The following is a 26485-nucleotide window of genomic DNA, read 5'->3' as shown; positions in this document are numbered from 1 at the left end:
TATAATTTTTAGAATGCAACATTCAAACCAGCCGTAATTGTTTTCATTGGCGGCATTACATAACCTTGTGTTTCAGGATCAAATCCATCATAGCTGGTAATGGTGAACAGGTTTTGCGCCAGCGCAAATACACTTACTTTATCCAGTTTCCAGCCTTTTGTGAACCGGGATAGATCATAACGCAGCGATATGTTCTTCAGGCGGATGAATGAAGCATCTCCCCATACGGCGGTTGATTCGCGGTAAAGGTCAAAAGATGAATTAGCTGGAGTAAGGGCTGCTTTGGGGATGCTCTTAATATCTCCTGCCGCTTGCCAGCGCTCCAGTGCACTGAGGTCTTTATTCCTTGAGCCTCCGTAGGCACCGGACAATCTGCTATAGTTAAGCAGGTGCCCCTCCTGTTTCACAAACTGGAAGAGAAAATCCAGTTCAAAGTCCTTATATATGATAGTATTCTGCAGACCACCATAAAAATCAGGCATGGTTTTACCCATCACTACATAATCATCATTTTCTGCAATGGTGCCGTTCTTATCTACATCCAGGAAAGTAGCTTTCCCGGTTTGAGGATCCACTCCTGTAAACTGATACCCGTGAACGATAGTCAGTGATTTACCGATCGCGAAATCATATGTATAGGCAGAAGATTCGAAATCAGGATAAGCAATCAGCTCATTCTTATTAAATGTGAGGTTGAAAGAAGATTTCCAGGAGAAAGATCGCTTATCCACGTTCACGGTATTCAATTCAAATTCCCAGCCTGCATTCAACACCTTGGCGGGAAAGTTGGCTACTATATATTCAAATCCTACCTGCGGCGACAGTTGATAATTCACCAGTTGATTAGTGGAAATATTGCGATAATAGTTAGATGTCAGCAGGATGCGGTCTTTGATAAAACCCAACTCCAGCCCAACTTCCATTTTCCTGTTCTCTTCCCAGCGGTAGTCAGGATTAGCAAGTCGTGAAGGTCCAAGGCCGGCTAAATTATCATAAGGATAAGCAGTGGAAGTCCAGCTATCGAGGTATTTATATTCACCTATCAGGTCATTACCGGTGGTACCGTAACTGCTGCGCAATTTACCATAGCTCAGCACAGCACCTTCAGGGATAAAGGATTCATTGCTGAAGATCCATGCAGCGCCGATGGAACCAAAATTACCAAATCGTTTACCTGGCCCGAAACGGGTAGAACCATCGCGGCGGAATGTTGCATTCAGTACATAACGTTCATCCCAGTTATAAGTAGCTCTTCCGAATACAGAATTGTAGCGGTAGAACTGGTAACGAGAAGGCCTGGAGGTTAGTTTGCCAGCCGATTTAATGTCTTCCAGTAAAGCATCGCTGGAATAATTCTCTGCCAGGATACTTTGCCCCTGGGTGAGTTTCTCCTGGAATGTGCCTCCTGCCAGCAATTGCAGTTTACCTTTGTCTATCTGTGTTGTATAATTGAGTTGCGGCTCTATGATATAACCTTCACTACTACCATTCCCGAAATAGGAAAAACTGCCTGTAGAGAGCGCCGGATTAAACACCTTTGTTGGAAAGATCTGTTTCTGGTCCTGATCACCTTTATTATATCCCAGGTTCAGGCTTACTTCCAATCCTTTTATAATATTATACCTGATCACACTGTTAGCAATGAGGTTGGTGCTGCGAATATCCGATCTTCTTAATAAATAAGCCTCAGGGTTCTGTTCTGTGCCAAACCAATAATAACTACCATCAGCATTGAAACCGGGATAATTAGGTGGCATGTCAAAGAAAGTAGTAAGATCGCTGGCCAGGGAATTATCCTTTGTGCTGGAATAATTCACAGAAGCTGTGATATTGAATTTTTTATTCTCACTGCTGTGATCAATATTCATATGTACAGATCCACGTTTGAAAGCATTGTCATTCGGCAATACAGTTCCATCTTTACGGTAGGTACCACTCAACAGGTAACGGGTGTTTTCGTTTCCTCCGGAAACAGAGCCTTGCACCTGCAATTGCTCAGCAGTATTTCCGCCCAGGCGTTTTTGCCAGTCTGTATACTGTGTCTGGTTCCAGGTGATGAGATCCGGCGCTGTAAATTCATCTGGTACCTTATTATCGTTTACGAATGCTTCTTTGCGCATTTGTAAGAACTGTTCAGTATTCAGCATCTCTACCCTGTTCGTCACTTTACTTCCACCGGTGAACGCATTGAAGTTAAACTGTGTTTTACCTGCTTTACCTTTCTTAGTGGTGATCAGGATCACCCCGTTTGCACCACGTGAACCGTAAATAGCAGTAGCATCCGCATCTTTCAACACATCTATCCTTTCAATATCCGCAATATTCAACGCTGCCAGCGGGCTTTGATTACCGTTAGCAGAAGTGAACTGGTTCAGGGATTCAGAATAGAAAGGCACTCCATCGATGATATATAAAGGTTCATTACCGCCAGAGATCGAATTCTGCCCACGCAGCATTACTTTGAAACTGGAACCCGGTAAACCGTTGGAGGACATTACAGACAAACCCGGTATCCTACCCTGCAATGCAGCCAGTGGATCCAGCACCGGCTGATTAGCCAGATCCTTTGCTTTCACACTGGATACACTACCTGTATTCGTACGGCGGATGGCAGTTCCATAACCTATTACCACTGTTTCATCCAGAGAGCTGGAAGAAGGTTTCAATATGATATTGAGGGATTGAGAAGCAGCGACTTCCTGCGTTTCAAATCCTACATAGGAGATCACGAGGATCTGCCCGGCTTCAGCATTCAATGAGAACTTACCTTCGGTATTCGTTACCGTACCGGTGGAAGTTCCTTTCACTCTGATACTTACACCAATGAGGGCTTCCCCATCGGCACTTTTTACAATGCCACTCACAGGCACAGGAACTACAACTACAGTATTGGCGGAAGGAGTTGGCTTTCTTTTGATGAAGATCGTTTTGTTCTTGATGGCGTAATCCAGTGGCTGGTCTTTAAACACCGCAGCCAGGAATTCCTGCAGGGCAAGATTATTCGCCTGTATGGTCACCGGTTTGGTGCCGTTCAGCATGTCCCTGTCGTAAAAGAACAGGAAACCCGTCTGCTGTTTTACAGTAGAGAAAACTTCTTCCAGTGGCGCTTTTTTAAGGGATACGGAAACAGACTGTGCGTAAGTTCCCGCGGTAACCTTAAGGCAGGCGACTGTTATGAGCAGTAAAGTCAATCGCATGATTAGAACAGTTTTACTTCGTTCAGTAATTAACCTCCTGAACGGCCATTTGGTTGATGAAAGCCCCGGTATAGATCGGGCTTTAACATGATGATTCAATTGCATAGATTTGCATTGTTTGGAAGGTGTGATCAATATTTGTCAAGAAAGGTTGGTATACTCCTCATCCAGGCATAGCCGGGGGCGGGTCCAAGCGCCTCCGGTTTCCTTTTTTTTAATGTTTATGGTTTTACTATGATCTTCCGGCCTTCGATACTGAAGTTGATCTCCGTATTCTTCAGGCCTTCCAGTACATCTGATAAATTTAAGTTCCGTTGGATCTCTCCCTGGAACCTGCGCGCAGGAATCTTTCCGCTATAGCTTATTTCTACATCATACCATCTTTCCAGCTGCCGCATCACTGCCTGGAGGTCTGCATTCCTGAAATAGAAGAGCTCATGTTTCCAGGCCAGCGCCTCATCCAGGTCTGCTTTCTCTATCAATTGTATGTCTCCCTGGCTGTTCACCTGTGCCTGCTGGCCGGGAGAAAGTGTGCGGGACTGTTCATTCACCGTTAATCTTACGGCTCCCTCAATTAAAGTGGTTTTAATACTGGCCTCATTGGTATAGGCATTGATGTTAAAGCTGGTGCCCAGTACTTCTATAGCTGTTTGCGCATTGATCTGCACAATAAAAGGCCTCGTTGCATGCTTAGCCACTTCAAAATAAGCCTCCCCGGTTACTTCCACTTTACGCGTTCCTCCCACAAATGCAGTGGGATAACGTAAAGAAGAAGCCGCATTCAACCATATTTTGGTTCCGTCTGCCAGTGTGATCTGGAATTGTCCGCCTTTAGGTGTGCGGAGGGTATTGAAACTAATTGCAGCCTGTTCCCCATATTCCAATTGGCCACCGGCTTGCCTGATCCCCTGCCCGATCACTTTATTCCCTGCACTATCCAGCGTTACGGTGGATCCATCTCCCAGTGTGAGGATAGCTTTATGGGTGCCGGGCTTTACATCATTCACCAGTTCAGATACAACGGTTTCTTTTGTTGCCGGCTTTTGCTGGTTCCAGAAGTAAACACCTGCCAGTAGTACCACGGCAGCTGCAGCGGCCCATTTCCAGCGGATGGTTCTTACTTTGGCGGGTGGAAAATGACGGGAGGTAAAGGCATCCCAGGCAGCATCTGTATCAAAACTGCCCAATTGCTGTAGCTTTTGCAGCAACTGCTGTTCATCCTTAAACTGGTCGAAGAAACGTTGGTTTTCTGCAGATGCAGCTATCCAGGCCTGCAGTTCTTCCTGCTCGGCTGCGGTTATTTCATCCCGCAGATGCCGTAGTATCAGGTAACTGGCCCTTTGCAGCAAAGCCCCTTTTTCGTCTGTTTCCAAGTTGATATTTTACTATAGAAACAACGGGATCTGATTTTCGATGAAAGGAACGGGAAAGTTTTTTTAAGCGTGCAGCTTTATGAAGGTGATATAAGCGTAAAATGCCGTGAGCAGGTTCTTTTTAAGCAGGGAGGCCCGGATCAGCTTCAGGGCCCGTAATTTCTGGGTGCGTACGGTATTATAGGAAATGCCCAGAGTGCTGGCGATCTCCTCATTCTTCATGCCCTGCAGGTAACTCATTTTAAAAACACGCTGGCATTGTTTGGGCAGGTTCTCCATCTCAGAATACAACTCCTGTATGATCTCTGTTTCTGCCAGAACAGGATCAAAATCGTCTGACAGGGGCTCCCGGAGCAGGTAAGTGAACTCTTTTTCCCTGGAAGATTGCCGTTCTTTTTGTTTGAGGAAGTTGAGACAGGCGTTTTTAGTAGCGATATAAAGAAAAGCTTTAATGCTTGTAGCGGAAGTGAAATCGGCCCGTTTGTTCCAAAGTTTGGAAAATGTTTCCTGCACAAGGTCTTCTGCCTCCTGCCCGTCCAGTATAATGGAACTGGCAAAATAACACAATGCCTTATAGTGCTGCTGAAAGATCAGCCGGAAGGACTCCTGATCACCTCTTGCTACGCCTTGCATCAATTCTCGTTCATTATTTGTTGATCCCAAGGGGTAAATTTACAAAAAAATCAGCTGGCAGGCCTGATGGAAACCCCGTCATATTCATACAACTGGTAGGGCTGCTCAAAATTCAGGTATAACTGCGGCAGGGAATCCGTGAGATGTTTAAACCGCAGCAAATAACCTTCCTTCATTTCTTCCACCAGTATAGCAACACTGTCCGTGTGTTTGTCCACAATACTTCTGAGCGGTTGGCTGGTAGTATTGGCCATGTAATAACAAGCCCTTTTGAAAATGATGTCATGTGCATACTCGGTTAGTGCGTCCGGAAAGGCAAAGGTAAAAGTAATGGGATGGCTTTTCAGGAAACTGCTCAACGCGCCTTTTTTTACCAGCGTATGCTGCTGTACATACTGCGCCTTTACAGAAGAAGATGGATCGCCGGCAGGACTATAGGTGGAATCTTTCCAAACCAGCCCTATCCTGTCTCCCATCTGATAGGTGATAGCCTCATCCGTATTATAGATCATACCCAGTGTATCTCCGGCCTTGCAAACCACAAACAGGTACTCATCTCCGTTCTGGTCAAAATCGAGAAAGGTGAAATTGCCCAGTTTAATACTGTCCGTTGTTCCGGGCGTTTCAGGTGTTATTACTGTTTTAGGTGTTGTTGGTGCATTACAGGCAAAGAGTACAACAAGGAATAAGCAAGGGAATTTCATGGGTTAAACATATAAAAAAGGGCTTATTAAAAGCCCTTTTGCTGAAAGTTTTTATCTGCGATATCCCAATTCACCACATTCCAGAAAGCGGCGATATAATCAGCGCGCCTGTTCTGATAGTGCAGGTAATAAGCATGTTCCCATACATCCAGTGCCAGTATGGGCGTACCTTTTATTGCTGCGATATCCATGAGCGGATTATCCTGGTTGGCGGTTGAAGTGATCTCCAGTTTCTTATTATCTGTCAGCACCAGCCATGCCCAGCCGGAGCCAAACCTGCCGGTAGCAGCATCTGCAAATTGTTTCTTAAATGCTTCCAGGGAACCGAATGATTCATCGATCGCTTTTGCCAGTGCGGCGCCCGGTTCTTTTGCACCACCCGGTTGCAGCAGGTTCCAGAAGAAGCTATGGTTATAATGGCCGCCGCCATTGTTCCGTACTGCCAGGTGCTGGGTAGAAATGGAAGAAAGGATCTCCTTCAGGGGCGTGTTTTCAAATGCTGTGCCCGACAGCGCTTTATTGAGATTATCTACATATGCCTGGTGATGTTTGGAGTGGTGAACCTCCATTGTTTTTGCATCGATGTATGGCTCCAGGGCATTGTATGGGTAGGGCAACACCGGTAATTGATGTGTCATATCTATATGTTTTAAATTCTCTGACAAAGGTAGTACCTTTGTCTAATAAACCAAATAATTGCTTTGTTTATTATGAATAATAATCTGGCAGAAAATGAACGGGCTATATGGTTGTTGAAAACCAGGGGACCGCAGCCGCTGACCGCTATTGCTATAGAACTGGGCATTACGGTAGAGGGCGCGCGTTTCCAGTTATTGAAACTCGCCAACGAAGGACTGGTATTGGCTACCACGGAATCTAAAGGAAGGGGCCGCCCGCAGCAGATATGGGGTTTGACGAGTGCAGGGCATGCCAAGTTCCCTGATACCCATGCGGAACTGACGGTGAAGATCCTGAACACCATGCGGGATACTTTGGGCCAGGCAGCTATTCAAACAGTAATAGATGCCAATGAGAAGAACGGCATCCTTAAATACAAAGCAGACCTGAAAGGATTAACAGACCTGGAAAGTAAGGTACGTCAGCTCGCAGAGGTCCGCAACCGGGAAGGTTATATGGCCGAGTATAAAAAGGAGGACGATGGCTACCTGCTCATAGAGAACCACTGCCCTATCTGTGCAGCAGCCACCGTATGCCAGGGATTCTGCCAGTCTGAGTTAAACACTTTTAAAATAGTACTGGGCAAAGGCGTGAGCATTAAAAGGATAGATCACATCCTGGCCGGTGCGCGCAGATGTGCCTATAAGATCACAGGATCTTAGTTCACGCTGATCTTGATCACTACTTTCTTCACAGGTCCGGGAACGTCTACACGCAGGTTAGGCATGTGCAGGTCTGTAGGGAAAAAGATAGCAAAATGATCCTGTGCCAGCAGGGAAAAGAAAGAAGGTTTTTCCGCAAACAGCATATAATCATCCTCTTCACTATAAGCTTTGGAAGGCTGTTTCTCCTGCATAAAGTCGTGCCCTATCAGTTCCGCTCCGCTTACAATGTACTGCACATCAATGTATTTCCTGTGGGATTCCATTTTCTCCCCGGAAGGGTCTATGGTTTCATATTCGTTGACAATCGCGAAGATGTTCTTCCCGTCAATTTCGTATTTCCCTTTTGCTAACGTGGTAAAATCTGTCTGGGCCAGGTATTCAAAGGCTTTGATGAACTTCTCACCCAAACCATAGTAGCGATGAGCGTTTTCTAACGTATCTAGTATCATGATGTATCAATTCGAGGCAGAAAGATAGGGAGAAAATATAATTTTTTCGTTCTTTTGCTTCTTATAAATCCCCTGACCGATGAAGCGCTTGTTATTCCTGCTGTTTGCTTTGACCTTCTCTTTACACAGCATAGCCCAGAGTTTTAAAGATGGCCGTAATACGCCTGCCTGTGCAGCATGCGAGCAATTATTCAAAAGCAAACCCAAGGAAGTGCAGTTTGGTATCAAGGTAAATCCGGATGGCACTATCGTTTTCCTTACTAATAATATCGATTGGTTCAACAAGTTATTTACAGCACCAGGAGACGCTTTGACAGCAGATCTTGTACGCAAAAGCCAGTATAACTGTGATAAACCACTACCTGCACGTGCCCTGCCCAAAGGGGAATTCCTCACACCGCTTTACCTCTCCCAGTTAAGGAGCAAGATCAAAAAATTCAACGGAGGGCAGATAGCCATTGAGCTCGGCAAATTGCCTGCCCATCTGCAGAAGGAAGAACTGGAGGGCAACCTGGTTGTTATTAAAAATGGTGTGATCTGCCATTATACGAACTTTGTGAATATTGAACGGAGCTTATGGGAACTTTTGCCTATGGGCTTATATGCGGATTCTTTAATGAACAGGAAAATATCCGGTTCTGTTTATGCACGTAAGCTGCAATTCACCATTCCTTTCCCCAAGAACAAAAGTGTTTACAACGCCGCAGATCTAAAGCCTTTGTATGATTCCCTGCAACTCGCAGGCAACCACATCACCCAAATGGATATCAGGGCCTATGCTTCCGTCGAAGGCAGCACGGAACTTAATTATAAGTTGCAGGAAAATCGCGCCGCTTCCATCATAAAAGCATTGGAGCAATACCAGGTGTCAAAGATCCCCGGCACTATCACTACTGCTGAAAACTGGGTAGAGTTTTTACGGGATATCAAAGGCACTGCTTTTGAAAACTTAACACCCTTATCCCAGCCGGAGATCAAAAACCGCCTGCTGGATAAAACATTACAGGCACAGCTGGAACCCATATTAAAAGAACACCGGAAAGCGGTGATCACTATTTACATCAACAGGAACAATGATCTGGAAAGCCTGACCGATGAGGCATTGATCAGCAGATTCACAAAAGCGATGGAAGGGAAAGATACCAAAACAGCTTCTGCTGTTCAACGGGAAGTGTTTGATCGTGCAGCGGACAAACGCCTGCCCGGCAATTACCTGGATAAACTGGAAATACCCCGCACAAAAGAGAACCTCTTCCTGCTCAATAACCGGGAAACCTATCGTTACCAGTTAAATCCTACAAACGAACAAGGTATCATAGAAAAACTGGAAGAACTGTTAAAACTGGACCCGACAGATAAAAGGGTACTCTATAACATCTGCTCGCTCACATTTAATGTCTGGAAGAATGATTCAGGCTACATAGCCTCCGGCGATTTCCTGCAGGAGATCAATGAACTGGAGAAACTCGGCATTCCATCCCCCCTGGTGAAAAGGATGCTGATCAATTATCACATCGTTTACAGCGAGCAAACATACCGCAAGTTTAACTATGCAGCGAAGGATGCATCCGTCGGTTACATCCTGGATAACTATGAAAACCTGCAGCTGACAGATGAAGAAACATTGGCCCTGGCTAAATACCTGGCCTATTATTCCCTGCGGAACGATGCCATAGATCTTTTGCAGGAGCGTGTAAAAAAGATAGATGTGAATGAGGAAATGCTCTTCTATTATATCAATCTACACCTGTTCACCCCGGAGATCTTCAAGGTGCCCGATCTAAGAACGGTTGTACTGAATGCCATCAGCATCAACCGGCCGCGTTTCTGTAAGTTCTTTAATTCCATCGGCAACGGAGGCGCCAGTTTTCAATTGCTGGATGCAGAAGCTTTGTGGGGTTTATACTGTGAATATTGCAGGTAAGCGTCCATTTCAGCACAAATAGTGTCCGAAAATGAACACTCCCCCCTCCTGTTCGTACCGCAAATGCCCGTCACGGCTGTACCTAAAGATGTGGCAACCTTCTTGTGGGGGCATATCAGGAATTTTAAACTCTCAAGACCATGAGTTACATAATGATCCCCATCCCTCCTTTGCCGGGAAGGCAGGAGATTGAAGTGCAGGTAGTTATCAATAACCAGCACCAGCAGTTACGTTACCGCGTTGAACTGTTTTACTGGAGAGATTGCCTAAATCCCCAGGCCCACCGGGCGGATTGTATCAGCGAAATGTTATCCCGCCATGATCCGGAATGGATGGTATACTATATTGGCTCTCCTACGGATGAATTTGTACCTATCACCTTCGTCAGCAAGGACAGCCGGAAGTTATTATGGAACGCCACTGCTTAGCTCCTTTAAAAAGCCTCCTGAAAAGGGGGCTTTTCTTTTGCAACTCCCCCAAATTCCACGGTTCAATTAACTTATCCTACAACTCAAGGGAAAATCTGCTGTCATTAGCCCGCCTGTCGGCAATTTTACATAAATACTTATTACGTGAAAGGTTTAAAGTTATTATGTATGCTGAGTTTAGTTTTCTCCCGGATGCTTTTTGCCCATACATTAAGCGAAGAGGAATTCAAACTCGTAAGAACAGATAAAGGGATCTCTCTGTATGAGCGCTGGATACCCAATGCGGAAGATGAAAAGGTGCGTGAAATAAAAGCCACTTTCATTGTACGGGCAGATGTGGCCGGCATTTCCCGGTTAATGACCAGCCCCGCCATGGGTACCGACTGGAATGTGAATGCCAAAGAATACAATGTAATACCCTCCGGCACAGCAAACACCTGGATCACTTATATCAAATACAGCATTCCATGGCCGTTTGAAGACCAGGATTGCTGTCTCTTATATCATCTGCGCAGAGAAGAGCAATACGCGGAGATAAGCTTCGAAAGCACTTCCCACAACAGGTTCCCTGTTTATAAGAATATTACCCGCATTTCAGGTGCCAAAGGAAAATGGCTGCTGCATGACCTTGGAAATGGAAATATGCGGGTCACTTACTTCATTTCTACCAATCGCAGTAAAAAGGTGCCCCGCTGGATCTCTGATCCTATTGTACAGGGCAACCTGATAGAAACCATGACAAGATTTAAAACACTCGCAGAGAGAAACAAATGAGCAATGCAAAATACACCCTGATCACAGGAGCGAGCTCCGGCCTTGGAAAAGAGTTTGCCGTACAATGCGCCAGAATGGGCAGGAATATCATATTGATTGCCCTCCCTGGCGGTTGTACTCCCTCTCTTGCAGAAAACCTGGCCAGTACATACAACATAGATGTGCGCATCTTTGAGTTCGATCTCACCAATTGTGATGAATTGAAAAAACAGGTAAAGCATATCCTGGAACATTTTGAAATAGACTTCCTGATCAACAATGCCGGCGTAGGCGGCACCTCCCTGATCACAGAAACGTCTATCGAAAAAATAGATCAGATCATGCAGCTCAATGTACGCAGCACGGTATTGATCACACATATGCTGATCCCTCACCTGCTGCAGCATGAACGGAGTTATATCATGAACATCTCCAGCATGGCGGCCTTTTCACCCATTGCCTACAAAACAGTTTACCCTGCCTCCAAGGCTTTTATATCTTCCTTTTCGCTGGGCCTCCGGGAAGAGCTTTCCGGTACAGGTGTTTCTGTTAGCGTGGTGTACCCCGGGCCCATTATGACCAATTCCAATACGGCGCAGCGCATCATCTCACAGGGTATTAAAGGAAAAATGGGACTGCTGTCCACCGCTGAAATAGCCAGTACTGCCATCATTGGCACCATCACAAAATATCCAACCATCATCCCCGGATTCATCAACAAACTCAACCACTTTCTGATGAGCATACTGCCCATGGAACTAAAGCTGAAAATGATCTCCCGGGCGGTAAAAAAAGAACTGATATGAATAAAGTACTCGTTACGGGAGCAAATGGTTTCCTCGGGTCTAATCTTACAAGAGAGTTATTCCGGCTGGGTTATGAAGTACGGATCATGATCCGTTACAATGCAGATATCAAAGGTATTTCAGATATCCCCTGCGAAGTTTTCTTCGGGGATATCTCCAACAAAGGTGATGTGGAGCAGGCAGTGGCAGGCTGTAATATTGTGATCCATGCGGCATCCATTACAGACCAATGGGGCATTACTTTTGAAGAATACGAAAAGGTGAATTTCACCGGCACTAAAAATATGGTAGAGGCCAGCCTAGCGCAGCAGGTGGATAAATTCATTTATGTGAGCACCGCTAATACCATGGGGCCGGGCAGTAAAGAAAAACCAGGCAATGAACTGAGTGGCTTTACACTTTTCCATGCCAATTCCGCCTACATCAACACCAAATATCTCGCGCAACAATATGTACTGGAACAAGTGGAGTATAGTCAGCTGCCGGCAGTGATCGTTAACCCCACTTTCATGATAGGCCCCAATGATGTTAAACCCAGCTCCGGCAAGCTGGTGCTCTATGGCCTGGGCAAAAAGATCCTGTTTTATCCACCGGGAGGCAAGAATTTTGTTTATATTCACGATGTTTGCCAAGGCATTGTGAATGCGATCGATAATGGAAAAATGGGGAATTGTTATCTGCTGGCGGGGCATAACCTCAGCTACCGGGAATTTTTCTCTTCCCTGAACAGCGTATCAAAGGAAACAAAGATCATGATCAGGATCCCTGCATTCATTTTAAAACTGGGCGGCATTCTGGGTACCATCAAAGAAAGATTGACCGGCAGGAGCAGCAAACTGAATTACACCTCCGCTTACCTGTTATGCCTGAATAATTATTATACCGGCAAAAAATCAGAAAATGAATTAATGGTGCGGTACACACCCGTAAAAGATGCACTGAGAAATGCATTAACCTGGTTTAAAGAAAACAATTACTATTGATGGCCACATCCGATAAATCAATTGAGCAGGACCTGTTTAAAAAGAATGAAAGGATCTTTTCCAGCAAAACCTTCAAATACCTAGCAAGGATCGTTATCCTTTACCTGTTCAGTATTATTTTCAAGTCTTTTGATCTCTCCTTTATTGAAGGTGTTGATAGTAACTTCTTCAGGTCGCTCTTATTCAGTGTTTTGTATGTAGCGCTTGGACTGATATGCTGGGAAGGCGCCATCTGGCTGAGCCGGTACGTGGAAAAGGGTGTACTGAAAGGTTATATCTCCAACCGCCTGCTGGTACTTTGTACAGCTATGCTGTTATATGGCCTGATCCCGGCCTTCCTCTTCGCATTCCTCTATGCCACTATGGACATTGTGGTGTTTAACCGTTATGAGGCCTGGGAAAGCTTCAGGGCCGTGAGTTACAACATGATCTTTGGCCTGTATATCTTCTATGTGCTCATCCTCACTGTTAATGGCATTATTTATTATTACAAGGGGCTCAAAGAATACCAGGTGCAAACGGAACGGTTAAAGCGGGAAAACATCCAGGCACAATATGATGCACTGAGGAACCAGATAGATCCACACTTCTTCTTCAACTCCCTGAGTGTACTCACCAACCTGGTGTATAAAAGTGCGGACCTGTCTGCCGATTATATTACCCAGCTGGCTAAGATCTACCGTTATATCCTGGATAAGAAGTTCGAGAACCTGGTATCTATTCAAACGGAACTGGACTTCCTGGATTCCTACCTCTTCCTGATCAGCATCCGGCACCAGAACAGTATCCGCTTTACTGCTGAGATAGATGAACAGATGAAAGCACAGGGCACCATTCCTCCTGCTACCTTGCAGATGCTGATAGAGAATGCTATTAAACATAACCGCTTTTCCGCGAATGATCCTTTGCTGATCCATGTAAAAAGTGAAGGTGGCTATCTCCTCATTTCCAACCAGGTGAGAAAGAAAAATGTGCCGGCCATATCATCCGGCATCGGGCTGGATAATATCAGGAAACGCTATGAGCTGGCCAGCGGCAGAGTGATTGAAATACACCAGTCAGATGAAGTGTTCATTGTAAAGATCCCCGTAATAACGCCATGATGAAAGTTGTCATATTTGAAGATGAGGTCCATAATTCGGAAAGACTGATCCGCCTGTTGCAGAAATGTGATCAGCAGATAGAAGTGGTGGCTGTGATCCCTTCCCTGTCTGAAGGACTCAAATGGATGGACCAGCATAACAAAGTAGACCTGATGCTGATGGACATCCAGTTATCAGACGGCAATTGTTTTGAACTTTTCAAGCAGGCTAATGTAAAAACACCTATCATCTTTACCACTGCTTACGACAACTTTGCCCTGCAGGCATTTAAAGTGAACAGTATAGACTACCTGATGAAACCCATAGAACTGCAGGAACTTAAAAATGCGCTCAATAAATACGAACAATTGAAACCCGCACAGCACAATATTGATATCGCCAGGATAGCGGATGAATTCCTGAAGCGGGACAGTGCCAGGTTTATTGGTAGGCTCAATAACCAGCTGATCTATGTGAAAGCAAAGGATATCGCTTACCTGCAATTTGTAAAAGGCGTTACTTATGCCACCACTTTTGCCGGGGAAAAGATGCCCCTGGATTATTCCCTGGATCAGATCGAAAAAATGCTGGACAGGAATACCTTCTTCCGCATCAACCGGCAATTCATCATCCATATCGATGCCATTAAAAAGATCATGGCTTATTACAACAGCAGGCTGATCCTGCAATTACAGCCGCAGGTAGATGCAGATGTGGTGATCAGCAGGGAGCGGGTGGTTGATTTCAAGAGCTGGCTGGAAGGGAAAGACGTGGAAAAATAATTCAGATAAAAGCAAAAAGCCCCGCATATGATGTGCGGGGCTTTTAATATGCATACAACAGGGGCTTTTATTATTTAATGCTTGCAGCAGTGTTATCGTGCAGAGGCCTTTTTATAATGCAGCAGTATTATTTTGCTTTACTGCCTGGCCACCTTCGCCGTTATTTTCTTTCCATTATGTTGCAGATGCAACATATACAATCCCTTCGGCCAGGCCTTCCCGTTAAACCGCATGGAGTGATTACCCGCAGCTAATCTTGCATCGATCAGTGTAGCCACTACTTTACCGGAAAGATCATATACCCGCAGTACCGTTCTTCCTTCTTCTTTAAGTTCGAACTTCACCTGTAATTCTTCATAGAATGGATTGGGGAATGTGAGTATGCCCGGTACGGGTTTTTCAGGTTTTAAAACGACTGCCTCCTGCTGAGCTTTCCGCGCAGTACCCGTTGTTTGCACTGTGAGTACCAGTTGCGGTTTATTGGTAGCCGCTTCACTGGAATTCCAGGCAATGAGAGGCGCTGTGGCAATGTGCGCCAACATGGCCAGTGAAATGCTCGTTCTGCCTGCAGCCAGTTCAGCCTGTACATAAGCGCCAAAGTCCCAGTCGTAATAACGCGGTATGGAATCTGTTACAATCGCAGAATCCAGCAACGGGGAGCCCGTGGCAGGCTTATTATTCCAGGTGAGGGTAGATTCCAGCCAGGTAAGATTGGCAACCTTATACAGGCCAATAGGTATGTTAGCGGAGCGATTATCAGCCAGACTTCCATATACTCTCAGTTTGGCTGCAGTCACTGTACCGCTTACACCACTCAGGTCAAATTTCAGGTAGGTCTGCCTGTCGTTTCCAGCGGCAGGATTGGAATTGAGTTTTGTAACCAGTGTGGTGGAATCTGTAATGCCATGTGTAACCGCGGCATTTGTACCGTTACGTACGTAAGCATCATGCACGGGGGAAAGTGTTACCTGCGTGGAACCTGTGGCTAGCCTGATCTTCACTTCCGTATAACTGTTCCAGAGGTTGGCAGAATTACCATGCCCTACAATGCGTACATATTTTCCGGTTACCGCCGGGAAATTGAATGTTTCCAGGTTGAGTGAAGTACCGCTGCTCACAAGACCGGTGGCTGCGTTGGTCCAGTTATTACCATCTGCACCTACCAGTACATCAAAGGTGGAAGTGCGGGTATTACCACTATAAAAAGCAATATCCACTCCCGTTACGGATGCAGAATTCGCTAAACAGAACTGGATCCATTGCCCATCGCCGCTGGCAGACCAGCGGGTGCTGAGATTATTATCCAATACATTCGCCGCCACATTTCCATCATCTGCACTGGCAGTAGCGGGCACGCAGGATGGAGCCCCCAGCCGGTCAGCCAGTTGCTGTGCATACAGGCTTTGCGGGATCACATGGTTACCGGTGGATTCCCATATACCGGGATCACCATCATGCCAGGTACCATTGTCTGTTACGGTTCCTTTACAGCCAATAGCCCAGTTCAGATGTTGCGGAGGTTTCTGGTGAACGAACTTACTACCCACGCAATTCCAGAACACACATTGTGCGCCTGCCCAGCCATGGCCGGATCCGGATGCTTCGCGGTTCTGTATATTTAATTCTCCGTTGCCGGTGATGTTATCGAACAATATACCAGTGGACCAGCGATGATGCGGTCCGTTATCTGCTTTCTGTTGTTCGGATGTGCAGTTATAAAAAACATTCGGACCTGAAACGGTGCTGCCACTTACAAAATCATGGCGCCCTCCACGGGTGAAACAATCTTTGAACAGCACCAGTTCAGACCCATCTATCATGAAAGAATATTTTCTTCCACCGGTGGTCTGTGATTTGGGATCAAGCATTTTGCAATCCAGAACGGTTACTTTGTAAGCTCCACCTGTTACGCTTACACAGCTATATCCAAAATAATAAGCGTCCACATTCTTCACCCATCCATTCTCAATATTGCCCAGGTTGATAGCCGTCCAGCCATGGTTTTCATCATCTTCTGCCGCGTAAGTGGATTCTATGCGCATATCTTCCACGCCAGACTCCTGTATTTTACCCGTCCAGTTGTATTTGTAAATGTACCCGCTGCCATATTGCTGATCGATGGGGTCAACAATAGGTGCATCTATTGTTACCGTGTTGCCTGCAATGGCTTTGATCACGCGGAGATAGCTCATGTTGTAGCCGGAGGGCGTCCATCCGAAAGGTGCCATCCCTAAAAGATCTACCCATGCCTGGTTAGGCATTTTCAATACGCGGATCCTGTCTCCCACCGCATAACCTGCAGCAGAAGAAACCGTAAAGGAAGTAGCACCTACCGGAACATAAGTATTGGTAATACTTACCCGGGTACCACTTACTTCTGAGGGCCCGCCGCTTCCCTTTACATTTATAAGCGTGTGCTGGGCTGTACGGGTGGCTACGAGTTTTGTTTGCGTGCTGCCGGTACCGGTACCCCGCAACACTACACCACTGGCAGTAATATTCAGTGTGTTGCTGATGTTGTAGGTACCACTTTCCAGTAACAAGGTTCCCCGGTATCCATTGGCATCCGGTGTGCGGGCAGATACTTCGTTGATGGCCGCCTGGATGTGGGCCAGGTTGTCTCCGCTTACAGGAGAGATCGTTTTTACGACAGGCACAAGAGGTAAGGCAGCCTCGCCATGCCGGTAACCGACCATACTGAAATCAGGAATGCGGTTCCCCCTTGAATCCGCTGTGTATTGCAACTTGCCGTTGCTGCCTATGCTGGCCCATGTGGATATACCGGTCTGGGCTAAACTGATGGCGGGGGACAATAAAAAGAAAATCAGGATGTTTCGTAACATACATTTCATAACGGGAATTGTTTATAATGAGTAATGAACAAACAGGGCCAGGGTTTATCAGCACTATAATCAGGGTCTTAGATCTTGGTTCTCTTTCCTAAGTTAAGCAAACGGTTGCATTAAATAATGATGCTTATTTATCAATCAATGATCTTTAATTCTCTTAATACTTTCTTTGTAAGGTCTTTCCGGCATTGACCGAATTGGGGGTTATATGCAGAACGGTCTTTGGTTATTCTTGTAGCAAAAAAATACGCTTTTCCATTGCGCTCCACATACCCTGTCCACCAGCCGATATCTTTTCCATCAATTCGCGTCCAGCCGGTCTTTGAACGGATAGTATACGAGGCTGTCTTTTCCGTTATCATCACACGTTTCAATATCTAAATGTTCCGTTTGGAGAAAGGTGTTTTGTTTTCATAGACCTTTACCAGGAATTTCACCTGGCCTGCAGGGGATATCTTCATGGCACCAAAGTTCCAGAAATCATCTCCCCGCTCACTGAGGTCCTGGTTGCCATAATCACTGGCTTTCAGGTACCAGGCATATTTCCTCCTTTCAATCTTTTTAGCCAGTTCAATAAACACCCAGCCGGCGGAAACTTCAAAAGCTTCCCTGACCGTCATGTCTTTATAAATATCGGGCCTGTATCCGTAAAGGGAGGGATCTGTTTTACCGGGCCATTTCACAATAGCCATTTCATCTTTGATAACACCGGTTTCCAGTGCTATCAGCAGGTTGATGATCTTAAAGGTAGAGGCGGGCTGCGCTTCCCTGAATGCATCTGCAGAATCAGTATAATGCCACTGTGCGCGGCTGTGATCATAGATGGTTACACTGCCATTGAACTGGCAATCCTGAAGCAAAAAGAGGGAAAGGAAGAAACTGATCATCTCCCAATTTATAACAAAAGAGGCTGTCCGCAATGAACAGCCTCTTCTGAAATTTGTTTAATCAATGTTATCTTCCTGATACAAATGAACAGCCTCTTATAGAAACATTATTTGCTCAGCAATATATTCTTGCAGCTATTATTTAATCAACGTGATCTTCCTCACACAATTATTCCCCAGATCGGCCACATACACATTCCCGTCAGCATCCACACATACATCTGTAGGTTGATTCAGTTGTGCACTGGCGCCAGGGCCATCCAGGAAACCTTTGCTGGAACCAGCTATAGTAGTCACCGTCACTCCTGCCAGCTTGCGCACTTTGTTATTATTGAGATCTGCAATGACAATATTCCCATTGCTATCTACTGCCACGCCATAAGGATCAGCAAACCTTGCCGCACCGGCCTCCCCATCTTTATAACCACTCACCCCGTCACCTGCTATGGAAGTAACTACACCAGCCGGTGTGATCATACGGATGCGATGGTTCAGCCTGTCTGCTATGATCAGGTTGCCATCTTTACCAATTGCCAGCCCGCTGGGGTTCCTCAGCTTTGCAGCAGTTCCTGTACCGTTGGCAAATGCAGCAGTACCATCTCCTGCCAGGGTACTTACATCTCCCTGTGGTGTGATCTTACGGATACGGTGGTTCAGGTTATCTGCTACGTAGATATTCCCTGCCGCGTCAGCTGCCACATCCAGCGGTTGATTGAACATGGCGGTTGTTGCAGAACCATCTGCAAACCCGGCCGTACCGGAACCAGCAATGGTGCTGACCACACCTGCAGGTGTGATTTTACGGATACAATTATTATCACGGTCTGCCACGATGATGTTTCCCGCAGCATCTACTGTTGACTTCCAGGGCAGTCTGAACCTTGCATCGGCAGCAGCGCCATTCACAAAACCCACAACATCCGCGCCGGCTACAGGGCTCATGATCCCGGCCAGTGAAACTTTGCGGATGCGGTTATTACCTCTGTCTGTAATGATGAGGTTCCCCGCGCCATCCAGCTCCACGCCTTCCGGACTTCTCAACCTGCTGATGGATAAGGCGCCATCTACTGAACCTGCCGTCAGATCTCCGGCGAACAGCTTCACATTATACTCCTGCCGGGGAGCTTTGTAGGTAAAAACAGGCCCGGTTACCGTAGTATTGCGGACTGCCACAGTGATAGTACCCGTAGCACCGGTGGCAGGAGCTACTGCCAGTAACTCGCCCTGGCTGGCTTCAATAACAATAGCGTTCACCCCATTAAACTGTACAATATTCTCTGTACGCACCGTACTGAAATTCTTTCCCCTGATAGTCACAATGGTGGAAGGGCTTCCATCCAGCGGCCATACGGTATTGATCACAGGTGCGGAGGAAGTAACCGTTTTATCTTTATCGCAGGCGGTTATGGCTAATAGCACAAGCGCCATGCAGCAGGTAATTATTCTCTTCATACATTAAGGTTTGGAAATGATCATCCATGCATTACCCACTGCCCTGTTGGTTCCGTCAGAAGGCCGGTTGCGTACCTGCCATACTTCTGCCAGCGGATGTTTGATCATGAAAGTGGAAGATCCGCCGCCATCTACATTAATAACTTTGGTAGCACCGCATGCTTTCAGCAATTGGCCCAGCTGTGTAATGGTAATACCATTGGAATAGTAGAAGCTGCGGCCATCAATGACCATCCAGTACATTTTACCCTGCTCGTTCAACCCGATACCGGTACGGGGTTCAATACTGAGGTCTGTTTGTGTTAAGATGGCATTGTTCTTCACCAGCATGGGTCCTCCACCCAATGCATCTTCAAAATCGTTCTGCATGGCTGCAAATTCTGCACGATCGCCGATAAAGAGTTTACCATCTTTTTTCACACCCAGGAAAGTGCTGCTGCGGTCATTGAACCAGGTGGTTTTGAGCACTTTGTTGTTCTTGATGAGAACACCGCGCGGCTCACCTGTGGTAGTGTTGAAGAAATCGGCATTCACACCTGCCACTACTTTACTGTTGGGACCATTGATATACTTCACCATGTCCGGAACAGTTTGCATGGCATAAGGCGTAGCATCATACGGCGTAGCGGCTTCCAGCTTCAGTTTAGGATTATTCATATCCGCTTCTATGATGAACATATGCATGGAATAACCTTCCCTGCTCAGGTAATGCACATCTGTTTCCTGCACACCTTCACTGATCTGAAATACGGTATCTGAAAATACTTTGGCGATAATATTGGTACTATCCACCATCCTTTGTGTAAGCGGACTTTTAATCGTTACATGCGGCACCTGTGCCTGTGAGTCCTTTTTACAACTGGCGATGGTGAAATAAAGCAGGCTGAGTATAGAAACCAGTTTAATCCTGTACATATCTTTGCTTTTAATATTAGATTAATAATCATCGTTCTGTTCCAGTAATTTGTTGATGGCCAGTTCATTCATGGGAAGCGGATATTTCAACTCCCTGTCTGCCAGCCCCAGTTCTGTTTGCGCGCGGCCGGTACGTACGAGATCAAACCAGCGGAACCCTTCGCCCAGCAACTCCTTCCTCCTTTCCAGCATCACAGCGTCCATATAAGCGGCTTCGCTCGCTGGCTGAATAGCGGTGAGTCCGCGTTCAACACGCAGTTCATTCAACCTGCCCAGCCCTGCAAGCCCCTGCGCTTCTGCGCTGATGAGGTACATCTCTGCAAGCCGCACCACAATAATGGGATCGCTGCCTGATTGCCCGCTGGGGTATTTGTTGATCACCCGCAGGCCCTGGTAGGTATCCACGGACATAGCAGTACGTTTATCACCGGCAGTGAACATATCCATCACCTCCTGCACAGGGCGGTATACGTAACTGCCTTTTACCGTGTGTGCATAGGTATAGAATAACGTGCTTACACGCAGGGAAGATTCTATGGTCAGGTTTTTAAAAGAGAAGATCTCTTCCTGGTTCGATTGTGCCCGGAAGATCTTCTCGAAAGCATCCAGTTTAAAAAGGCCGGAAGTGATCACTTCTTCTGCCAGTGTAGCGGCCTCTGCTTTTTTGCCCTGCGCAAGTTTTACACGTGCCATTAGTGCTTTAGCCGCAATGGAAGACACCAGGTAATATTGCCCTGCAGCATAGACCGGCGCATCTGTCATGGCCAGTGTTAATTCCTTTTCAATGAAAGCCCATGTTTCTGTTTCTGTGTTGCGTTTCACTTTTGCGGCTGTATTCTGCTCCAGCACAGGCACACCGCCGAAGCGGGTCACCAGGTTATAATACAGGTAAGCACGGAAGAAGTGCGCGACACCGGAGATCTCTTTATTACGCTGTGTGGCAGGCAGATTGGCGGAAACATCCAGCAGGTTGTTCACCTGGTACAGGGCAGCATAATAACCGTTCCATGCGGCAGACATCAGGCCATTTTCCGGACGCAGTACATTGGTGATAAAGGTATTCAGTCCACCGTCTGTAGCAGCCCCTGAGTTGATCAGGTTGCCGCCGGTGATATCGAAGGAAATGGTAGATTCTGCACCGGGGGCGTTTTGCATGCGGCTGTAAATGCCTGTCAGGAAGGCCTCCACATCTGCAGCAGATAAAGTATTGGTAGCTACGGCAGAATGCGATTTCACATCCAGCATCTTACTGCACGAAGCAAACAGGCACAGGCCGGAAAGCAATACTGGAAATACTTTTCTTTTCATGAGAATATTATTCATCGGTTTAGAAATTCAGATTAACGCCTGCATTAAATGAACGGGGCTGCGGTAATACCAGGTTATCTTCTCCCAAAAAGCGCGGGTCCATATCTGAACTCACTTCAGGATCCATACCGGAGTATTTGGTGAACAGCCATAAGTTATCTGCCTGCAGGTAAACACGCACGCGTTTGATCTTTGCTCTCTGCAGGATAGACCCGGGTAATTCATATCCCAGGGATACCGTACGTATGCGGATGAAAGAACCATCTTCCATCCAGCGGCTGGAGTTATACAGGTTGTAAGCCTGGCTGTAGATAGCACGGGGAGTGGTATTGCTCGTACCGGGACCGGTCCATCTGTTCTCTGCAGACTTTTTAGTGATGTTCACTGCATTCTGTCCCAGCCTTTCAATGGTAATGCGGGAAGAAGCATATACATCCTGCCCGTAGGTATAGTTCAGGAAAACAGAGAGATCAAAGTTTTTGTACCGGAAGGTATTGTTCCATCCGCCATAGAAGTCAGGATTGGAACTGCCCACGATCTGGCGGTCGTTAATATCAATATTGCCATCATTGTTCAGGTCTTCGTACTTCACATCACCCGCACGTACACCGATCTTCTGCAAGGGCTCAGGTACTTCTTTATCATCCTGGAAAATGCCTAACATCTTATACACCCAGATGCTGCCGATATCCTGACCTACCTGTAAGGCGCGGTTAGCTCCTACAGACAGTGCATCGCTGTTACCGATCAGCGAAGTGATGCGGTTTTTGATGAAAGAGATATTGAAATCAGAACTCCAGTTCAATGCACCAAAGTTAAAGTTGGTGTTCACTGCAGCTTCCAGGCCATGGTTCAACATAGAACCAATATTGCTGGTGATGCTGGTAAAACCGGATGTTCCCTGGATAGGCATGTTGTACAACAGGTTGGTGGTATTCTTACGGAAGTAATCCACTGTAAGGTTCACAGAGCCGCCCAGCAGCCCTAACTCAAGACCAGCATCCAGTTGGTTGGCTTTTTCCCAGGTAAGGATATTATTTCCAAAACCGGAGATCGCAATACCACTCTTGCCATCATAGTTATAACCACCACCGGTGAGGGATTGATATGCATAATTGCTCACCCCTTCCTGGTTACCAGTAGAGCCATAGCTCACGCGTACTTTAAGATCTGTTTTTGGCATGGTCCAGAAAGGTTCTTTGGAAACCTGCCAGCCAGCTGATACAGAAGGGAAATAACCATAACGGTTATCAGGTGAGAAACGGGAAGAACCATCCGTACGGATAGACATGCCCAGCATATATTTTTCTTTCCAGGCAAGATTGGCACGGCCGAAATAAGATTCCATGGCATTGCCATACAGGTTAGTACCTGCATTGTTGATCACTGCAGCAGCACCCAGCACATCAAAAGACGGGGCAGGGAATCCATTACCATCTATACCGTTGGTAGATACCATCATGCGCTGGAAAGAGTGACCAGCCAATACATCCAGCTTCAGCGCACCGAAAGCATGGGAGTAGTTCAGGGTATTTTCCAGCAGCAGGTTAGTGAGCAATCTGCGTTCATCTATGATGCGGCCATTACCGGTACCATATGGATGTTTCTGATTGTAGTAGATATAATCGTGCGTATAACCAATGTCTGAACCAAAGGAAGTTTTATAGGTAAGGTCTTTGGTGAACTTCAGTTCTGCAAATGCGTTGCCTAACAAACGATAGTTCTTCAGGTTCGCCACTTCTTCTTTCAATATCTGTATAGGGTTATGATACACCAGGTCTGCCGTACCACCTACATAATATTCACCATTGGGTTTATAAGGCCTGTCGAACGGACGTTGCGGAAGGCTTCTGCCCATTACCGTAGAACCCAGGTTAGAACCCGGTACCCGGTTGTTATCAGAATAACCGAAGCTGATATTCACACCGGTACGCAGCCAGGATAAAGGTTCTGTGGTAAGATTGATCCTGCCGGTGTACTTTTTCAGATCGTTATAAATAACAACACCCTGCTGATTGAGGAAACCGCCGGAAATATAATACGTTGTTTTATCTGTGCCGCCGGATACAGAGAGGTCGATGTTCTTTGTATAGGCTTTGCGTAAAACTTCCTGCATCCAGTCCGTATCCGGTAAACCGGGATAAGGATGATCTATGCCGGGAATGAATTTGCTGTTACCCGGCAGATAGCCGAATTGTTTATTATAGTTATCAATTCCTTCATTCACTACTTCCAGGTATAATTTGGAATCTGCCATTTCCACTTTATCCAGATAGGGTACATCCTGCATACCTGCATAAGCATTAATGGCCAGTTGCCCGCTGCCTTTGCGGCCGTTTTTGGTGGTAATGAGTATTACCCCGTTGGTGGCGCGTGATCCATAGATAGCAGCAGAAGCAGCATCTTTCAGTACATCCACGGAAGCAATGTCGCTGGGATTCAGTTGCGCCAGCGGGTTCATTTTAGCACCGAAGTTTGTTACGGCTGCATCGTGCGGAATAATGGGCACACCATCTATTACATAGAGGGGTTCATTACTCGCACTCAGGGAACCGATACCCCGTACGCTTACACGCATCGGCGCTCCGGGCATACCATTGGCGGAAGATACATTCACACCTGCCATGCGGCCCTGCAATAACTGGTCCGGTCCCAGAACAGGCCGGGCGTTGAGATCATTCGGGCGGAAGGTACTGATAGAACCGGTGAGTTCTGTTTTCTTCTGCGTACCATATCCGATCACTACCACCTGTTGCATGGAACGGCTTTCTCTTTGCAGCTGTATGGCAAATTCCCTGCGTGCGCCTGCTTCTACAGATTGTGTGGAAAAGCCGATATAAGAAAACACCAGTGTTGCAGGCGGTGTAACATTGTTCAGCAAAAAGCGGCCGTTCGCATCTGTGGTGGTACCATTGCCGGTGCCTTTCACACTCACGGTTACACCCGGTAACGGATCTCCGTTCTCTGCATCTCTTACCACACCACTCAGTTTCACCACCTCCTGGCGGGCTGCAGGTTTTTCATCACGTTTAACCAGGATCACCGTATTATCAACAATCTTATAAGTAAGCGGAGAACCTTCCAGGCAGCGGTCCATCACCTGTTCTATGGTAGCATCTTTCAGGCGGAAAGATATTTTCATATTAGTGCCGGCCAGGTTCTCATCCCTGAATATAAAAAGGTAATTGCTCTGCTGGCGTACAATCTTGAATACTGTTTCCAGGCTGGCATCATTCACATTTACATTTAAAAGTTTATCCTGCCCTTTGGCTGCTGCATTTAACTGCAGGCCTGTTATGAGCAGGAACAGGAACAGCGGTTTGAACCACCGCCATGCGGAAAGCTGTGTACTGTGTAATGATCGTTTCATTGATTTCATTGTTTAACTTTTCTGCATACGGCATACAGTACCGGCAGGCGCCTGCCGGTTCAATTGCGTGATGATATGATGATCTATTTTTTGCTGACAGTAATGGTTTTTCCCTGCACCGAAAAATGCAGATCTGCTGTGAGCTCCAGTATTTTTAAAGCCTGCGATAAATTATCCTGCCTGCGCATTGCACCCGTAACATGGATCTTTTCATCAATTCCCTTATCATATATAATATCTACATCGTACCAGCGGCTGATATCTCTCATCACAGCCGCGAGTTCATGATTTTTAAAAGTAAAGATGCCGTTCTTCCAGGCAATAGCGTCTTCCGCATCTCCGCCTGCACGTTGCAGAATACCTGAGTGTTGTTCCAAACTGGTTTGTTCACCAGGAGCCAGCGTCAATCGCTGGTTGCCCGCCACTACCCTCACAGCACCTTCCAGTAAAGTGGTGGTAAAGCGCTTTTCTTCTGCATACGCATTGATGTTAAAGTTGGTACCCAATACCTGCACCGTCATGCCATTCATCTGTACAAAGAAAGGTTTGGCAGCATTTTTCGCTACTTCAAAATAAGCTTCACCAGTCAGCCGCACTGTACGGTCGCTGCCATTAAAGGCAACAGGGTATTCCAGGGAACTGGCGGCATTGAGCCATACTTTCGTTCCGTCTTCCAGTTGTACACGGTATTGCCCTCCTTTTGGTGTGATCAGGGTATTAGAACTATTGCCACCGGAAGGTCCGTAAACCAGCGCTGCATCTTCTTTATGTAATTGTGCGTCTCCGCTGATTGGTCCGTCTGCCATCTGGTCCAGCACAAGTGACTTTCCGTTACCCAATAATAAACGGGCTTTATTACCACCCGGAGCCACATCTTCCATGGCAGCAGGTGTAAGCTTTGCGGTCTGTGGTTTAGAAGGCATTTGCATAAAATACATAGTAGCCGCCACACTTATAACAACGGCTGCGGCGGTACCTTTCCACCAGCGGCGGTAAAGGGGTACTACCTTCGTTTCAAATGAAGGCAATGGCTGCATACGCGCATGGATGCGGCCTAACAGGTTTTCTGCCAATGCCTGGTCCCGCACCTCCAGGCCATGTGCCCTGAAGCGCTCCAGCATGAGGCTTTTCAGTTCAGTGCCGGGAGTTTCCTCCAGGTATTGCAGCAACCAGCGGCACTCCTCCTCCGTCCAATGTTCTTTGGCCAGGAGCTCGTGTAGATATGTTTCAGAATGATTCAATAAGGT

20 protein-coding genes and 1 pseudogene are annotated in these 26485 nt (G+C 46.5%); 8 read left to right on the top strand and 13 right to left on the bottom strand.

Features of this window, described 5'->3' with window-relative positions; genetic code table 11:
- Window positions 1-8: 8 nt before the first annotated feature.
- The 5 genes from AAHN97_RS08335 to AAHN97_RS08315 form a co-directional block, all read right to left on the bottom strand.
- Window positions 9-3197 carry a TonB-dependent receptor gene (locus AAHN97_RS08335; protein WP_343307112.1) on the bottom strand — a complete coding sequence of 1063 codons (3189 nt, stop codon included), beginning with the start codon at window positions 3195-3197 and terminating at the stop codon, window positions 9-11.
- A 221-nt stretch (window positions 3198-3418) separates the two neighbouring features.
- On the bottom strand, window positions 3419-4570 hold the full coding sequence (locus AAHN97_RS08330) for a FecR family protein (RefSeq protein ID WP_343307111.1): 1152 nt from the start codon (window positions 4568-4570) through the stop codon (window positions 3419-3421).
- A 63-nt stretch (window positions 4571-4633) separates the two neighbouring features.
- Entirely contained in the window at window positions 4634-5233 is a 600-nt protein-coding gene (locus AAHN97_RS08325; RefSeq protein WP_343307110.1) for an RNA polymerase sigma factor, read from the bottom strand.
- 20 nt (window positions 5234-5253) lie between these two features.
- Window positions 5254-5907 carry a hypothetical protein gene (locus AAHN97_RS08320; protein WP_343307109.1) on the bottom strand — a complete coding sequence of 218 codons (654 nt, stop codon included), beginning with the start codon at window positions 5905-5907 and terminating at the stop codon, window positions 5254-5256.
- Between the two features lie 26 nt (window positions 5908-5933).
- Window positions 5934-6545 (bottom strand): superoxide dismutase, encoded by a 612-nt coding sequence (locus AAHN97_RS08315; RefSeq protein WP_343307108.1) that lies wholly within the window; start codon window positions 6543-6545, stop codon window positions 5934-5936.
- A 72-nt stretch (window positions 6546-6617) separates the two neighbouring features.
- Here AAHN97_RS08315 and AAHN97_RS08310 point away from each other — a divergent pair, with 72 nt between their 5' ends.
- A complete protein-coding gene (locus AAHN97_RS08310; RefSeq protein WP_343307107.1) occupies window positions 6618-7247 on the top strand; it encodes a helix-turn-helix transcriptional regulator in 630 nt (209 codons plus the stop codon).
- Here the strand turns inward: AAHN97_RS08310 and AAHN97_RS08305 are convergent.
- Window positions 7244-7699 (bottom strand): YhcH/YjgK/YiaL family protein, encoded by a 456-nt coding sequence (locus AAHN97_RS08305; RefSeq protein ID WP_074238078.1) that lies wholly within the window; start codon window positions 7697-7699, stop codon window positions 7244-7246. The two genes, AAHN97_RS08310 and AAHN97_RS08305, sit on opposite strands and share 4 nt — an antisense overlap.
- A gap of 79 nt (window positions 7700-7778) precedes the next feature.
- On the opposite strand from AAHN97_RS08305, the gene AAHN97_RS08300 reads away from it, so the two are divergent.
- The 7 genes from AAHN97_RS08300 (at window position 7779) to AAHN97_RS08270 (ending at window position 14457) form a co-directional block, all read left to right on the top strand.
- Complete coding sequence (locus AAHN97_RS08300; RefSeq protein WP_343307106.1) at window positions 7779-9623, top strand: hypothetical protein; 1845 nt, start codon at window positions 7779-7781, stop codon at window positions 9621-9623.
- 140 nt (window positions 9624-9763) lie between these two features.
- Complete coding sequence (locus AAHN97_RS08295; RefSeq protein WP_343307105.1) at window positions 9764-10051, top strand: hypothetical protein; 288 nt, start codon at window positions 9764-9766, stop codon at window positions 10049-10051.
- A 168-nt stretch (window positions 10052-10219) separates the two neighbouring features.
- A complete protein-coding gene (locus tag AAHN97_RS08290) occupies window positions 10220-10825 on the top strand; it encodes an START domain-containing protein (protein ID WP_343307104.1) in 606 nt (201 codons plus the stop codon).
- A complete protein-coding gene (locus tag AAHN97_RS08285; protein ID WP_343307103.1) occupies window positions 10822-11610 on the top strand; it encodes an SDR family NAD(P)-dependent oxidoreductase in 789 nt (262 codons plus the stop codon). Before AAHN97_RS08290 ends, AAHN97_RS08285 begins: the two co-directional genes overlap by 4 nt.
- The gene (locus AAHN97_RS08280; protein WP_343307102.1) at window positions 11607-12593 is read left to right on the top strand and encodes an NAD-dependent epimerase/dehydratase family protein; all 987 of its coding nucleotides are present in this window, start codon (window positions 11607-11609) and stop codon (window positions 12591-12593) included. Before AAHN97_RS08285 ends, AAHN97_RS08280 begins: the two co-directional genes overlap by 4 nt.
- On the top strand, window positions 12593-13696 hold the full coding sequence (locus AAHN97_RS08275; RefSeq protein ID WP_343307101.1) for a sensor histidine kinase: 1104 nt from the start codon (window positions 12593-12595) through the stop codon (window positions 13694-13696). Before AAHN97_RS08280 ends, AAHN97_RS08275 begins: the two co-directional genes overlap by 1 nt.
- Window positions 13696-14457 (top strand): LytR/AlgR family response regulator transcription factor, encoded by a 762-nt coding sequence (locus AAHN97_RS08270; RefSeq protein ID WP_343307100.1) that lies wholly within the window; start codon window positions 13696-13698, stop codon window positions 14455-14457. The genes AAHN97_RS08275 and AAHN97_RS08270 overlap by 1 nt, the downstream gene beginning before the upstream one ends.
- Window positions 14458-14594: 137 nt before the next feature.
- Here AAHN97_RS08270 and AAHN97_RS08265 read toward each other — a convergent pair whose 3' ends face one another.
- The 7 genes and pseudogenes from AAHN97_RS08265 to AAHN97_RS08235 all read right to left on the bottom strand — a co-directional run bounded on the left by AAHN97_RS08265 (window position 14595) and on the right by AAHN97_RS08235 (window position 26479).
- Window positions 14595-17300: a DUF7594 domain-containing protein gene (locus AAHN97_RS08265; RefSeq protein ID WP_343307099.1), complete on the bottom strand. Its 2706-nt coding sequence runs from the start codon at window positions 17298-17300 to the stop codon at window positions 14595-14597.
- Between the two features lie 140 nt (window positions 17301-17440).
- Window positions 17441-18193 (bottom strand): annotated as a pseudogene (locus AAHN97_RS08260) (penicillin-binding transpeptidase domain-containing protein).
- 138 nt (window positions 18194-18331) lie between these two features.
- Window positions 18332-19645: an IPT/TIG domain-containing protein gene (locus AAHN97_RS08255; protein ID WP_343307098.1), complete on the bottom strand. Its 1314-nt coding sequence runs from the start codon at window positions 19643-19645 to the stop codon at window positions 18332-18334.
- Window positions 19646-19648: 3 nt separating this feature from the next.
- On the bottom strand, window positions 19649-20560 hold the full coding sequence (locus tag AAHN97_RS08250) for a phosphodiester glycosidase family protein (RefSeq protein WP_343307097.1): 912 nt from the start codon (window positions 20558-20560) through the stop codon (window positions 19649-19651).
- Window positions 20561-20581: 21 nt separating this feature from the next.
- Window positions 20582-21868, bottom strand: a complete 1287-nt coding sequence (locus tag AAHN97_RS08245; protein WP_343307096.1) for a RagB/SusD family nutrient uptake outer membrane protein — start codon at window positions 21866-21868, stop codon at window positions 20582-20584.
- A 19-nt stretch (window positions 21869-21887) separates the two neighbouring features.
- Window positions 21888-25238, bottom strand: coding sequence for a SusC/RagA family TonB-linked outer membrane protein (locus tag AAHN97_RS08240; RefSeq protein WP_343307094.1), 3351 nt, complete (start codon window positions 25236-25238; stop codon window positions 21888-21890).
- An 83-nt stretch (window positions 25239-25321) separates the two neighbouring features.
- A complete protein-coding gene (locus tag AAHN97_RS08235) occupies window positions 25322-26479 on the bottom strand; it encodes a FecR family protein (RefSeq protein ID WP_343307093.1) in 1158 nt (385 codons plus the stop codon).
- Window positions 26480-26485: the final 6 nt, after the last annotated feature.

This window comes from Chitinophaga niabensis (assembly GCF_039545795.1).
In the GTDB taxonomy this organism is placed as follows: domain Bacteria; phylum Bacteroidota; class Bacteroidia; order Chitinophagales; family Chitinophagaceae; genus Chitinophaga; species Chitinophaga niabensis_B.
This window is presented reverse-complemented; position numbering and strand designations above follow the sequence as displayed.

Excerpts from the sequence above, each read along its gene's own strand:
- AAHN97_RS08335 (WP_343307112.1), bottom strand. The coding sequence starts at position 3,197 with ATGCGATTGACTTTACTGCTCATAACAGTCGCCTGCCTTAAGGTTACC.
- AAHN97_RS08320 (WP_343307109.1), bottom strand. The coding sequence starts at position 5,907 with ATGAAATTCCCTTGCTTATTCCTTGTTGTACTCTTTGCCTGTAATGCA.
- AAHN97_RS08315 (WP_343307108.1), bottom strand. The coding sequence starts at position 6,545 with ATGACACATCAATTACCGGTGTTGCCCTACCCATACAATGCCCTGGAG.
- AAHN97_RS08310 (WP_343307107.1), top strand. The coding sequence starts at position 6,618 with ATGAATAATAATCTGGCAGAAAATGAACGGGCTATATGGTTGTTGAAA.
- AAHN97_RS08305 (WP_074238078.1), bottom strand. The coding sequence starts at position 7,699 with ATGATACTAGATACGTTAGAAAACGCTCATCGCTACTATGGTTTGGGT.
- AAHN97_RS08300 (WP_343307106.1), top strand. The coding sequence starts at position 7,779 with ATGAAGCGCTTGTTATTCCTGCTGTTTGCTTTGACCTTCTCTTTACAC.
- AAHN97_RS08295 (WP_343307105.1), top strand. The coding sequence starts at position 9,764 with ATGAGTTACATAATGATCCCCATCCCTCCTTTGCCGGGAAGGCAGGAG.
- AAHN97_RS08290 (WP_343307104.1), top strand. The coding sequence starts at position 10,220 with ATGCTGAGTTTAGTTTTCTCCCGGATGCTTTTTGCCCATACATTAAGC.
- AAHN97_RS08285 (WP_343307103.1), top strand. The coding sequence starts at position 10,822 with ATGAGCAATGCAAAATACACCCTGATCACAGGAGCGAGCTCCGGCCTT.
- AAHN97_RS08280 (WP_343307102.1), top strand. The coding sequence starts at position 11,607 with ATGAATAAAGTACTCGTTACGGGAGCAAATGGTTTCCTCGGGTCTAAT.
- AAHN97_RS08275 (WP_343307101.1), top strand. The coding sequence starts at position 12,593 with ATGGCCACATCCGATAAATCAATTGAGCAGGACCTGTTTAAAAAGAAT.
- AAHN97_RS08270 (WP_343307100.1), top strand. The coding sequence starts at position 13,696 with ATGAAAGTTGTCATATTTGAAGATGAGGTCCATAATTCGGAAAGACTG.
- AAHN97_RS08265 (WP_343307099.1), bottom strand. The coding sequence starts at position 17,300 with ATGTTACGAAACATCCTGATTTTCTTTTTATTGTCCCCCGCCATCAGT.
- AAHN97_RS08255 (WP_343307098.1), bottom strand. The coding sequence starts at position 19,645 with ATGAAGAGAATAATTACCTGCTGCATGGCGCTTGTGCTATTAGCCATA.
- AAHN97_RS08250 (WP_343307097.1), bottom strand. The coding sequence starts at position 20,560 with ATGTACAGGATTAAACTGGTTTCTATACTCAGCCTGCTTTATTTCACC.
- AAHN97_RS08245 (WP_343307096.1), bottom strand. The coding sequence starts at position 21,868 with ATGAAAAGAAAAGTATTTCCAGTATTGCTTTCCGGCCTGTGCCTGTTT.
- AAHN97_RS08240 (WP_343307094.1), bottom strand. The coding sequence starts at position 25,238 with ATGAAACGATCATTACACAGTACACAGCTTTCCGCATGGCGGTGGTTC.